General features: G+C 71.5%; 9 protein-coding genes, 2 pseudogenes and 2 riboswitches. Of the genes and pseudogenes, 7 read left to right on the forward strand and 4 right to left on the reverse strand.

What is annotated here, in order from left to right; translation table 11 throughout:
- Window positions 1-24 precede the first annotated feature (24 nt).
- Entirely contained in the window at window positions 25-669 is a 645-nt protein-coding gene (locus tag O1G22_RS13290; protein ID WP_270081547.1) for an AAA family ATPase, read from the reverse strand.
- 163 nt (window positions 670-832) lie between these two features.
- Window positions 833-930: riboswitch (glycine riboswitch) on the forward strand.
- Window positions 931-1043: riboswitch (glycine riboswitch) on the forward strand.
- A gap of 42 nt (window positions 1044-1085) precedes the next feature.
- Here O1G22_RS13290 and gcvT point away from each other — a divergent pair.
- The 5 genes and pseudogenes from gcvT to O1G22_RS13315 all read left to right on the forward strand — a co-directional run.
- On the forward strand, window positions 1086-2213 hold the full coding sequence (gene gcvT / locus O1G22_RS13295) for a glycine cleavage system aminomethyltransferase GcvT (protein WP_270081548.1): 1128 nt from the start codon (window positions 1086-1088) through the stop codon (window positions 2211-2213).
- A 173-nt stretch (window positions 2214-2386) separates the two neighbouring features.
- The gene (gene gcvH, locus O1G22_RS13300; RefSeq protein WP_225099397.1) at window positions 2387-2773 is read left to right on the forward strand and encodes a glycine cleavage system protein GcvH; all 387 of its coding nucleotides are present in this window, start codon (window positions 2387-2389) and stop codon (window positions 2771-2773) included.
- Window positions 2774-2777: 4 nt separating this feature from the next.
- Window positions 2778-4043, forward strand: a complete 1266-nt coding sequence (gene glyA / locus O1G22_RS13305) for a serine hydroxymethyltransferase (protein ID WP_270081549.1) — start codon at window positions 2778-2780, stop codon at window positions 4041-4043.
- Between the two features lie 83 nt (window positions 4044-4126).
- Window positions 4127-5494 (forward strand): L-serine ammonia-lyase, encoded by a 1368-nt coding sequence (locus O1G22_RS13310; protein WP_270081550.1) that lies wholly within the window; start codon window positions 4127-4129, stop codon window positions 5492-5494.
- A 179-nt stretch (window positions 5495-5673) separates the two neighbouring features.
- Window positions 5674-5838, forward strand: a pseudogene (locus O1G22_RS13315) (transposase); the annotation flags it as partial.
- Window positions 5839-5891: 53 nt separating this feature from the next.
- Here the strand turns inward: O1G22_RS13315 and O1G22_RS13320 are convergent.
- Window positions 5892-6401 carry a F0F1 ATP synthase subunit B gene (locus O1G22_RS13320; RefSeq protein ID WP_270081552.1) on the reverse strand — a complete coding sequence of 170 codons (510 nt, stop codon included), beginning with the start codon at window positions 6399-6401 and terminating at the stop codon, window positions 5892-5894.
- Window positions 6402-6481: 80 nt separating this feature from the next.
- Between O1G22_RS13320 and O1G22_RS13325 the strand changes: the two genes are divergently transcribed.
- A complete protein-coding gene (locus O1G22_RS13325) occupies window positions 6482-8278 on the forward strand; it encodes a hypothetical protein (protein ID WP_270081553.1) in 1797 nt (598 codons plus the stop codon).
- 8 nt (window positions 8279-8286) lie between these two features.
- Here O1G22_RS13325 and O1G22_RS13330 read toward each other — a convergent pair whose 3' ends face one another.
- Together O1G22_RS13330 and O1G22_RS13335 are read right to left on the reverse strand one after the other, a co-directional pair.
- Window positions 8287-10683, reverse strand: coding sequence for a tetratricopeptide repeat protein (locus tag O1G22_RS13330; RefSeq protein WP_270081554.1), 2397 nt, complete (start codon window positions 10681-10683; stop codon window positions 8287-8289).
- A 215-nt stretch (window positions 10684-10898) separates the two neighbouring features.
- Window positions 10899-11117: pseudogene (locus O1G22_RS13335) on the reverse strand (SAM-dependent methyltransferase); the annotation flags it as partial.
- Between the two features lie 212 nt (window positions 11118-11329).
- On the opposite strand from O1G22_RS13335, the gene O1G22_RS13340 reads away from it, so the two are divergent.
- Window positions 11330-12367, forward strand: coding sequence for a phosphatidylinositol-specific phospholipase C domain-containing protein (locus tag O1G22_RS13340; protein ID WP_270081555.1), 1038 nt, complete (start codon window positions 11330-11332; stop codon window positions 12365-12367).
- The last annotated feature ends 78 nt before the right edge of the window (window positions 12368-12445 follow it).

Here is a 12445-nt window from a genome sequence, read left to right on the forward strand (position 1 = left end):
CTCACCGTGTGAACACGGTCCCCCTCATCCGGTGAAGTCGATCCGGTGCAGGGTGTCCGCCGCGGCCCGGTCCAGCAGGGTCGCCGAACCGACACCGGCCGGCAGCTCGCCCCGCTCCGCGGCGGCGAGGAGGCGGGCGGTCGTACGGCGGTGGCGGGTGAAGGCGTAGCGGGAGACGCCGCGGCCACGCTCGCGCTGACCTGCGCGGGCGGTCTCCGGTGCCACGTCGAGCAGGAGCAGGTGGAGGGTGCCGCCGCGTCGGCGGGCCTCGCGGGCGAGCCAGCCGCGCACCCAGGGCTGCGTGCCGCAGTCGTGCACGACGACGCCCTCGCCGTCGCGCAGGGCGCGGCGCAGACCGGCGTAGTGGGCGAGGCGGACCAGCGGGCGGTAGAGCGCGTAGGGGACGAAGCGGGGGACGCGGGCGTCCCAGCGGTCGCGGGTGTCCTGGGAGTCGATGCGCCGGCCGGTCACCGTGCGGTGCATCAGGGTCGACTTGCCGCTGCCGGGCAGGCCGGTGATCACCACCAGGTCCCCGGGGCCGAAGAGCAGGGCGCGGGGGCTGCGGCCCGACCGGTCGCGCAGGTCGCGGACGACCGTGGCCGGGGCGGAGCGCTGCTTCGGCACCGCGATGCCACGGATGGCGGTGGCGTACACCGGGGTCCTGTTCACCGTGATCGTCCTCCCCTGTCGATTCAGTAATAGCCCTGCCCGTGAAACGTAAAGAGAAGGTAATAGCCAAAGGTCGGCGGTAAGGTCCGCGTCCTGCCACAGGCCGGTTACAAAAGCCCCGTCGGCGTGCGATGATGTGGCCGCCAACTGCATACCGGCCGTTTGAATCCGCGCGGGAGAGTCCCCAGCAGCCTTCGCTGGGGCGCCGAAGGAGCAAGTCCCTCCCTTGAATCTCTCAGGCCCCGTTACCGCGCGGGCGAGGCACATCTGAAAAGCGGGCCGCTTCCGCAGTGGCTCCACCCAAGGTGCAAGCCGTGATCGTCCCCGTGGCGGTCGCGGCGAACCTCTCAGGTTCCGATGACAGATGGGGAGGAACGTTCCTCGCCCGTTCCGCTGTCCTGGGAGACGACCGACCGATGAGCAGTACCGAACCCACTGAGCCGCGCCATACCGCGCTGGACGCGCTGCACCGCTCGCTCGGTGCGACGATGACCGACTTCGCCGGCTGGGACATGCCCCTGCGCTACGGCTCCGAGCGCGACGAGCACGTCGCGGTGCGGACCAGGGCCGGTCTGTTCGACCTCTCCCACATGGGCGAGATCACCGTGACCGGCGCCGAGGCGGCCGCCTTCCTGAACTTCGCCCTGGTCGGCAACATCGCCTCCGTCGGCGTCGGCCGCGCCCGCTACACCATGATCTGCCAGGCCGACGGCGGCATCCTGGACGACCTGATCGTCTACCGGCTCGCCGACACCGAGTACATGGTGGTCGCCAACGCCTCCAACGCCCAGGTGGTGCTGGACGCCCTCACCGAGCGCGCCGCCGGCTTCGACGCCGAGGTCCGCGACGACCGGGACGCCTACGCGCTGATCGCCGTCCAGGGCCCGCAGTCCCCCGGCATCCTGAAGTCCCTCACCGACGCCGACCTGGACGGGCTGAAGTACTACGCCGGCCTGCCCGGCACCGTCGCCGGCGTCCCCGCCCTGATCGCCCGCACCGGCTACACCGGCGAGGACGGCTTCGAGCTGTTCGTGAAGCCGGAGCACGCGGTCGAGCTGTGGCAGGCGCTGACCAAGGCCGGCGAGGGTGTGGGCCTGGTGCCGTGCGGCCTGTCCTGCCGGGACACCTTGCGCCTGGAGGCGGGCATGCCGCTGTACGGGCACGAGCTGAGCACCTCCCTCACCCCGTTCGACGCCGGGCTCGACCGGGTGGTGAAGTTCGAGAAGGAGGGTGACTTCGTCGGGCGCGAGGCGCTCCTGCAGGCCGCAGAGCGCGCCGAGCAGAACCCGCCCCGGGTGCTCGTCGGGCTGATCGCCGAGGGCCGTCGCGTCCCGCGCGCCGGGTACGCCGTCGTCGCCGGCGGCGAGGTGATCGGCGAGGTCACCTCCGGCGCCCCCTCCCCCACCCTGGGCAAGCCGATCGCCATGGCGTACGTCGACGCGGCGCACGCGGCGCCCGGCACCGCGGGTGTCGGCGTGGACATCCGAGGCAGCCACGAGCCGTACGAGGTCGTGGCGCTGCCGTTCTACAAGCGCCAGAAGTAGAGACTGGGCGCGAGCGCGTTCCTCGCGGGCCCCGTCCCGTGGCGGGCACGTGACCCTGCGCACATCTCTCCCAAGCTTTCGACTTCGCTCAAGCAGGGGGACCTCCAGCCCACCAGCGGTTTTCGCAGTCCCCCCTTCATCAGCACTCCCGCGCGTACAGGAGAATTCAGGCCATGAACAACCCCCAGCAGCTGCGCTACAGCAAGGAGCACGAGTGGCTGTCGGGCGCCGAGGACGGCGTCTCGACGGTCGGCATCACGGAGCACGCGGCCAACGCGCTCGGCGACGTGGTCTTCGTCCAGCTCCCCGAGGTCGGCGACACCGTGACCGCGGGCGAGTCCTGCGGCGAGCTGGAGTCGACCAAGTCGGTCTCCGAGCTGTACTCGCCCGTCACCGGTGAGGTCACCGCGATCAACGAGGACGTCGTCGAGGACCCCTCGCTGGTGAACTCGGCCCCCTTCGAGGGCGGCTGGCTGTTCAAGGTGCGCGTCGCCGAGGAGCCGGCCGGCCTGCTCTCCGCCGACGAGTACACCGCCTTTTCCACCGGCGAGGAGTCGTAATCGCATGACCGTCCTGAACACGTCCCTGCACGAGCTGGACCCGGAGATCGCCGCCGCGGTCGACGCCGAGCTCAGCCGCCAGCAGTCCACGCTGGAGATGATCGCCTCCGAGAACTTCGCGCCGCTCGCGGTGATGGAGGCGCAGGGCTCGGTGCTGACCAACAAGTACGCCGAGGGCTACCCGGGCCGGCGTTACTACGGCGGCTGCGAGCACGTCGACGTCGCCGAGCAGATCGCCATCGACCGGATCAAGGAGCTGTTCGGCGCCGAGTACGCCAACGTCCAGCCCCACTCCGGCGCCTCCGCCAACCAGGCGGCCCTGTTCGCCCTCGCCCAGCCCGGGGACACCATCCTCGGCCTGGACCTGGCGCACGGCGGCCACCTGACCCACGGCATGCGCCTGAACTTCTCCGGCAAGCAGTTCAACGTGGTCGCCTACCACGTGGACGCCGAGACCGGCCTGGTCGACATGGCCGAGGTCGAGCGGCTCGCCAAGGAGCACCGCCCGAAGGTGATCATCGCCGGCTGGTCGGCGTACCCGCGGCAGCTGGACTTCGCCGAGTTCCGCCGGATCGCCGACGAGGTCGAGGCCTACCTGTGGGTCGACATGGCGCACTTCGCCGGTCTGGTCGCCGCGGGCCTGCACCCGAACCCGGTCGAGTACGCGGACGTGGTCACCTCCACGACCCACAAGACCCTCGGCGGCCCGCGCGGCGGCATCATCCTCGCCAAGCAGGACTTCGCGAAGAAGCTGAACTCCTCCGTCTTCCCGGGCTTCCAGGGCGGCCCCCTGGAGCACGTGATCGCGGCCAAGGCGGTCTCCTTCAAGGTCGCGGCGAGCGAGGACTTCAAGGAGCGCCAGCGCCGTACGGTCGAGGGCGCGCGCATCCTCGCCGAGCGGCTGACGGCGGCGGACGCCCGCGAGGCCGGCGTGAACGTCCTGTCCGGCGGTACGGACGTCCACCTGATCCTGGTCGACCTGCGCGAGTCCGAGCTGGACGGCCGGCAGGCCGAGGACCGCCTCCACGAGGTCGGCATCACGGTCAACCGCAACGCCGTCCCGAACGACCCGCGCCCCCCGATGGTCACCTCGGGCCTCCGGATCGGCACGCCCGCCCTCGCCACCCGCGGCTTCACGGCCGAGGACTTCGCCGAGGTCGCGGACGTGATCGCCGAGGCCCTGAAGCCGTCGTACGACGCGGAGGCCCTGAAGGCGCGCGTGAAGGCGCTCGCCGACAAGCACCCGCTGTACCCGGGTCTGAACAAGTAGGCCCGGACACGTAAGTCCCCCGGTGGGGCACTCTGGGAAGGGTGCCCCACCACCCCCTGTTTTTGCTGTCTTGAGGAGTGACCGTGGCCATCTCGGTCTTCGACCTGTTCTCGATCGGCATCGGCCCGTCCAGCTCCCACACGGTCGGCCCGATGCGGGCGGCGCGCATGTTCGCCCGCCGTCTGCGCAACGAGGGCCTGCTGCCCTCCGTCGCGTCCGTGCGCACGGAGCTGTACGGCTCCCTCGGCGCCACCGGGCACGGCCACGGCACCCCGAAGGCGGTGCTGCTCGGCCTGGAGGGCGCTTCGCCACGCACGGTGGACGTGGAGACCGCCGACGAGCGGGTGGAGACGATCAAGGCATCCGGCCGTCTGAAGGTACTGGGCGAGCACGAGATCCCGTTCTCCTTCGACGACGACCTGGTCCTGCACCGCCGCAAGGCGCTGCCCTACCACGCCAACGGCATGACGGTCTGGGCGTACGACGCCTCCGGCGCGGAGCTGCTGTCGAAGACGTACTACTCGGTCGGCGGCGGCTTCGTCGTGGACGAGGACGCGGTCGGCGCGGACCGGATCGTGCTGGACGACACGGTCCTGAAGTACCCCTTCCGCACGGGCGACGAGCTGCTGCGCCTGACGAAGGAGACGGGCCTGTCGATCTCCTCGCTGATGCTGGAGAACGAGCGGGCCTGGCGCACGGAGGACGAGATCCGCGCGGGCCTGCTGGAGATCTGGCAGGTGATGCGGGCGTGTGTCTCGCGCGGCATGTCCCGCGAGGGCATCCTCCCCGGCGGCCTCAAGGTCCGCCGCCGCGCGGCCGTCTCGGCCCGCCAACTGCGCGCCGAGGGCGACCCGTTGGCGCACGCGATGGAGTGGATCACGCTCTACGCGATGGCGGTGAACGAGGAGAACGCGGCCGGCGGCCGCGTGGTGACGGCCCCCACCAACGGCGCGGCGGGCATCATCCCGGCGGTCCTGCACTACTACATCAACTTCGTGCCTGGCGCCGACGAGGACGGAGTGGTCCGCTTCCTCCTGGCCGCCGGCGCCATCGGCATGCTCTTCAAGGAGAACGCCTCCATCTCCGGCGCCGAGGTCGGCTGCCAGGGCGAGGTCGGTTCCGCCTGCTCCATGGCCGCGGGCGCGCTCGCGGAGGTGCTCGGCGGCAGCCCCGAGCAGGTCGAGAACGCTGCCGAGATCGGCATGGAGCACAACCTCGGCCTCACCTGCGACCCGGTCGGCGGCCTGGTCCAGATCCCCTGCATCGAGCGCAACGGCATGGCCGCGGTGAAGGCGGTCACGGCCGCGAAGATGGCGATGCGCGGCGACGGCTCCCACAAGGTGTCCCTGGACAAGGTCATCAAGACCATGAAGGACACCGGTGCGGACATGAGCGTGAAGTACAAGGAGACGGCGCGGGGCGGGCTCGCGGTGAACATCATCGAGTGCTGAGAGGATGGGGCCCTGACCAGCGCGTTCGATTCTTTCGGCGTTGTCAGGGCCTTCCCTGCTCACGCGACGGGAGTCCCTGGAGACTCCCTGGGGCAGGCGTGAACGTCCCTTTGAAGTCCCTGGGGAAAGAGTCACCTCGACCCAATGACAAGAGTCTTGTCAAACGCGCTGCACAGGGTGTCGGCGACAGCGAGACGGGGCTGTTCTGGAGCACGTTCCTGCGCTCCCTGCCCGAACGCGGCCTGGGCGGCGTCCGCCTGGTCATCGCGAACCGCCACAGCGGGCGGGTCAAGGTCGTGCGCAAGGTGATGCTGGGCGCCGCCGCCCTGACGTGCCGCTTTCATTGAAGCCGCCCAGCTCACTGCTGACGTATCGGATCCTGGGAAACTCCCGGTGATTACGCCTTCGCCGCGGAGTCGGTGTCCACCTCGGCGAAGAACGCGTCGGCGATCTCCCGCGCCCGGCGCTCGTCGGTGATCGGCTCACCGAGGATGCGTCCGGCCAGGTCGGTGGCCAGCCTGAGCACATCCTCCCGGAGTGCCGCCTCGGCGACGATCCGGTCGGCTTCCAGCTGCGCCCTGGCCGATGCCACGAGTTCGTCGCGCCGCCGCTGCCCCTCGGCCCGGACCTCCTGGATGAGGAGGCTTCCCTCGTCGGCCGCGGCCTGCCGGATGCGGGCAGCCTCGTGGCGCGCCTCGGAAAGTTCGGCCTGGTATTCGGCGTGAATCTGCCGCGCCTCCGCATGGACGGCTTCGGACTGCTCGATGGTGCCCTCGATGGCTTCCTGCCGGGCCTCAAGGGTCTTGGTGATCCGCGGCACCAAGAATTTCGCGAAAGTGAAGAAGACCGCTGCGAAGCAGATCACCGCGACGATGAGCTCATTTACCTTCGGCTCCAAAGGTCCCATGCGAAAACCCTAGCAGCGCTGAAGGCCGCTGCAGAGGGGCGGACTTGCGGTGAACATCATCGAGTGCTGAGGTGAACCCCGTGACGGGCGGGGTGACGGGTGCTGCGGCACGGATACGTGTGCCGGTGGGCGAGGACGCGGAGCGCTGGGTCACGCGGGCCGGGTGCCGCCGGGTCCTGTTCGTCGTGCACAACGTGACGTCGGCGACGCGCCTGCTGGACCTGCTCCCGCTGTTCTCCGGCGACCTGCGCGTGCAGATGTTCGCCACCTGCACGGGCTCGTCCCCGTTCCTGGCCGGAGTGCCCGAGCTGCTGGCGCGGGCCGGACTCCCGGTGCTCCCCTGGGAGCAGGCCAAGGACACCACGTTCGACCTGGCCGTCTCCGCCAGTTACGGCGGTGAACTGGGCGCGATCCAGGGCAAGTTGGCGGTTCTGTCACACGGGGTCGGTTACAATAAGAGGCTGGCAACACCGGACAACACCGGACAACACCGGACAACACCGGTCTTCGGTCTCTCGCCTGACTGGCTCCTCGACGACGGGCGTCCTCTCGCCCACACCACCGTTCTCTCCCACCCCGAACAGCTCGACCGGCTGCGCTCGTCCTGCCCGCAGGCGGCACCCACCGCGGTGCTCGCGGGCGACCCGTGCTACGACCGCATCCTCGACGCCCTCCCCCAACGCGCCCTCTACCGGCGGGCGTTGGGTGTGGGCCCCGGCCAGCGGCTGATCGTCGTCAGCTCCACCTGGGCGCCACGCTCCCTCTTCGGCCGAGCCGCGGAGCCGGAGGCGGACGATCTGCTGCCCTGGCTGCTGTCCCGTCTGTCGGCGGAGCTGCCGGCCGACGAGTACCGGACGGTCGCGGTCCTGCACCCCAACATCTGGTACGGCCACGGCCCCGGACAGGTCCGCGCCTGGCTGGACAACGCGCGACGAGCCGGCCTCGACCCGGTATCTCCCCTCGACGGGTGGCGCCAGGCCCTGATCGCCGCCGACTGCATCCTCGGCGACCACTCCAGCGTCACCTACTACGCGGCGTCGATCGGCGTCCCGGTCCTCCTCGGAGCGTTCCCCCAGCAGGACCTCGACCCGCTCTCCCCGGTCGCCGCCCTCGGCCGTACGGCACCCCGGCTCGTCCGCCGGGGCAGCCTGCGCGCGCAGATCGACCGTGCCATCGCCGCGCACGAGCCCGGCCGGTACAAGGAGCTGGCGGAACAGACCAGTTCGTCACCCGGGGAATCGGCCGCTCTGCTGCGTCGCCTGTTCTACGGCCTCATCGGCATCCCCGAGCCCGCGGAGCACCCCGCGCTGCTCGACCCGTTGCCGCTGCCGCCCTACCTGCCCGCCCGCCGTACCGCCCCGGTCCGCGTGCTCACCGGCGGCGCCGGCACGGATCCGGCGGAGGTCACCGTCGCCCGGTACGCCGTCGCCGGTGCCGGGGATCCGCCCGACGACTCGCCGGCCTGGGTGGACTGCGCCCACACACTGGTCGACGAGGAGACACGGGAGACCGGCCGGCTGCGCATCGCCGACGTCGTCGTACGGTATGCGGCCGGGGACGACCCTCGGCTCGGGCCGCCGGCCGCGTGGACGGCGGAGGCGCTCGACCGCTACCCGTACTGCGGGCTGGTCGCCTACGTCGACGGGCCGGACCGCTGTGTCGTCCGCACCCGCGCAGGGGACCTCGTACGCCTGTCCGCCGCGCCGGGGCCCGACGGGCGAGCCGACCTGTGCGATCCCGCCGCGTACGCCTCCGGGCTGTACGGCTGGCTCGCGAGTGGGCGGCAGCTGGCCGGAGCCATCCCCGGGATCACCGTACGGACGGGTGACGCGGCCCACCGGGTGACTGTGGCGCCGCTCGCACCGGGAGCGCTCTGAGCCGCGGGTCAGGCCTCCGCCTCGGCCAGTCGCGCCCGCACGCGGGCCAGGCCGCTGTGGTTCTCGTACTCCTCGTAGCACGCGGCGGCGGTGCGCAGATCCTCCGCCTCCTCCGCCCGGCGGCCGGAGAGGCGATGGCAGCGGGCCCGCGCCTCGACGGCGTCGGCCAGTTGGAGCCCCGCGCCCGTCTCGGTCATCGCCTTGACGGCCTCGTCCAGGCAGACGCGCGCCTGTTCCGCATCGCCGGCGTCCAGGTGGGCGTCGCCCAGGCTCATGTAGACGCGGCCCGCGTTGTAGGTGTCGCCACCGCCCGGCAGCCGGCGGAACCGGGCGAGGGCGTCGTTCAACCCGGCGATGGCGGAAGGGAACTGGCGCTGCCTGGTCTGGGCACGGCCGATGTGGTGCGTCAGCAGGGCGGTGGCACGCGGCACGTCCTCCCAGCCGTCCTGCCCGGGGCCGATACGGCTCAGCATCTCCTGCGCCTCCTCGAAGCACCGCTGGGCCGCGGCGAACTCCCACTGCTTGAGGCGGAGCAGCCCCAGCGCCTCGGCCGCGGTCGCCTCACCCCGGTGGTGGCCGCAGGCCCGGTCCGCGTCCCTGGCCCGCACGAGGGCGTCCTCGGCGTCCGCTGCCCGGCCCGCCCCCAGGTAGCCGAAGGCGAGCTGCGTCCACATGCGGCCGACGGCACGCGGGTCGCCGAACTCCTCCGCACTGCGTTGAGCGGCCTCGACGCCCAGCAGATGTGTGTCGATCCACTGGGCGTGGAAGCCGAGCAGCAGATGCAGGCCCCACATGGCCTCGCACAACTGCCATACGTGGTCGTGCAAGCCATGGTGGGCGGCGGCCCGGATGACGGCCGCGAGATTCTCCCGCTCGGCGCGCAGTTCGGCCAGCGCGCGCTTGCCGTCGCCGGGGTCGCGCTGTTCCGGCAGGGTGAGTCCCCGGTAGGCGGGGCCGAGCCGCCAGCGCAGCGGCATGACCCGGAAGTCCGCGCCCGCGGCGAAGCGCAGGTGCGAAACCGCCACGCGGCGCACCGAGGTGGCCATCCGACCGTGTCCGTCCTCGGCCTCCGCGAGCCCGTGGGCGTGGGCCCGGGTCAGGTCGTGGAACCGGTAGCGCTCCTCCCCGACCTCCTCCAGCAGATGCACCCGGGCCAGCTCCTCCAGCAGCGCCCGCGCCTCGTCCGCACCGACACCGGCCGCATGCGTGGCGCACCGGACGGTCACGGTGGGCCAGGGCCACACCGCGATCGCGCGATACAACGCGGCGCAGTCCGGGGTCAGTTCGGCGTAGGCGGCGTCCTGGACGAGCCGGACGGGGTCGGCCGTACCGTCCGGGGTGTCGTCGCGCACGGCGGTTCCTCCCTGGTCGTGGACGCGGTTCCGGTCCGACAGCTGCTGTGCGACGCGCTCCCAGGTCAGATGGTGCCGTACGGCCAGACCGGCGCCGGTGGTGCACACCGCGAGGGGGATCCCGCCCGTGCCGTCCGCCACGGCCCGGATCACGGCGTCCGGGGCGGACGGTCGGTCACCTCCGGCGACCCGCCTGATCAGCGTCGCCGCATCCTCGGCCGACAGCGGCCCCAGCGGATACGGCCGGGCCCCGTGGGCGGCCACGAGAGACCCCGGCCGGTACCGGCTCGTCACCAGGACCAGGCAGTCCGGCGAGGCCGGGAGCAGTGGGATCACCTGGGCGTCGTCATGGGCGTCGTCCAGTACGACGATCAGGCTCCGGTCGGCGGTGCAGTCGCGGTACAGGTCCCGCTGGCGTGCCTCGTCGCCCGGCACCATGGCGGGCGGGACCCCGAGCCGCTCCAGGAAGCGCGCGAGGATGTCGGAGGGGGCGAGCGCCGTACCCGCCGACGCGCCCTTCAGGTCCGCGAACAGCACGCCGTCGGGAAACCGCTCCCGCAGCGCGGTCGCGCAGTGCACGGCGGCGGCGGTCTTGCCGATGCCGCCCGGCCCGGTGAGGACGGCGAGCGTGGGCGCACCCGGCGGGCGCTCCTCCTCGTCCAGCAGAGCCGTGAGCCAGGCGAGCACCTCGGCGCGGTCGGTGAACACGGCCGACGCCGGCGGCAGCATCTGCGGCCGCGAGGCACCGGGCGCCACGGCGGGTACGGTGCGCGGCGACAGCCACGCGGCCTCGCGGACCCACTCCGTCACCTCGCGGGCGAACTCCGGTGATCTGCTGGCCAGTTCGAGGAGCTGGCGGGCCGCGGCCGTCTGCTCAGGCTCGGTGACGGGAAGGGTGGGCCGGTGCGAATCCCCTTCTCCTGTAGCGGAGTTGCCCCCGGAACGGCCCCTGCTCAACAGCTCGTAGAGCCGCTCGGAGACCCGTCTGCCCGCCTCGCCGCCCGCTCCGGAGAGGGCTCCCGAAGCCACCGTGCCGACAGCCGAGAGCGCCATGCCCATCAACGGTTCCACTCCGGAACTCCCCCCAACTCGCCGTTCCCGCCATCGTATCGACGCGCCGGGGAGGACAGGCCGGGATGACGTGCCGGGACGACGGGCGGGGGCGACCGGCGCGCACAACGGTCGGGGACGGCGAGCGGGAACGACCGGCGAGGACGACCGCCCGCGCCGCCCGGCGGGGATGCCGGTCGGGATGACCGGCGGTGGGTTCACGTCGTGGCCAGCAGCAGGTCCTCCCCGGTCGACGGCCGCAGGCCGTCCGGGCGGCCCGTGAAGTAGCGCTCGGCGAGGGAGGTGCCCGGGACGTGCCGGACGTGTGTGAAGCCGGCCTCGTGGGCCAGGGTCAGCATCTCCTCCGGGGTGTAGAAGCTCCGGAACGGCGTGCCCGCGCCGCGTGCGCCGGCCTGGCTGGTACGCAGGCCGGGACGGACCGGTCACCGCCCTCGCCTTCGGCCCGGACGGTCGGCTCGTGGCCACCGTGAACGGCCACGGGACGGCGCGCCTGTGGACGCGGGGGCCCGACACCTGAGGCTCGTGGGCGCGCGCCGCCGGAGGCTGATGTTCCTCCAGGGGCTACCCGACAGTAACCGCTTTCTCCTACGCTTCCGCCAACTCGACGGCAGCGAAGGGAAGTTCGGGCATGCGGGTGATGAGAAGGCTGGCGGCGCTCGTGGGAGCGGCGGCGCTGCTGGCGGTGGTGCCGGGGAACGCCCACGCGGTGACGGGGAAGTTCTCCGAGACGACGGCCATCGGCACGCACAACGCGTACGACAAGTCCAAGTACACGTACTTCGCCCAGGCGCTGGACTCCGGCGCCTCGCTGCTGGAGATCGACATCTACGCGGACAGCGTGAACCGGCGCTGGCGGGTGAGTCACAGCAGTCCGCTGGGCAACGACAACAACTGCGAGGACGCCAAGACGCCCGGCGAGCTGTACAGCAAGGACCGCAACCAGGACTTCGGCAGCTGCCTGGACAACATCGCGGCCTGGAACCAGCTGCACCCCGACCACCCGCCGATCGTCTTCAAGATAGAGATGAAGGTCGGCTTCAACAACGACGTCGGTCTCGGTCCCGACGAGTTCGACACCCTCATCGACCAGAAGCTCGGCAGCAGCGTCTACAAGCCGGCCGACCTGCTGGGCTCGTCGTACTCCACGCCGGACGCGGCGGCGAAGGCGAACGCCTGGCCGAGCCGTGACTCCCTCAAGGGCAAGTTCCTCTTCGAGGTGATCCCCGGGACCGTGGAGATGAACAACCCGTTCGACCACTACTGGACGGACCAGGAGTACGGCGACCACCTGCGCGACCTGTACGCGGCCGGGAACATCGCGCGGGCCGAGGCCTTCCCCGCGGTGCTGGGCGCGGCGGGCGGCGACCCGCGGGCGAGCCGCTGGACCTCCGACACCTCGATCCGCCCCTGGTTCGTGTTCTTCGACGGCGATGCGGCGACGTACGTCAACAGCGGTTACGACACGTCGTTCTACTCCACGAACCACTACATCCTGATCATGACGGACGCCTACAACGTGTCCCCGGCGATCTCCTCGACCACCCCCACGGACGCCGAGGTGGCGGCCAGGCTGGCCCTGCTGGCCGGGGACCACGCGAGCATCATCACGTCGGACTGGTCGGGGAAGTCGGCGTCGGTACTCAGTTCGGTGGTCACCCGGAGCTGACGTTCCCCCGGGCGAGGGTGGATCGGGCGTGTCATCGTGGGGCATCACTCAACCAGCAACGCCAACTCCTTACCCCCA

It is taken from the genome of Streptomyces camelliae (assembly GCF_027625935.1).
Classification (GTDB): domain Bacteria; phylum Actinomycetota; class Actinomycetes; order Streptomycetales; family Streptomycetaceae; genus Streptomyces; species Streptomyces camelliae.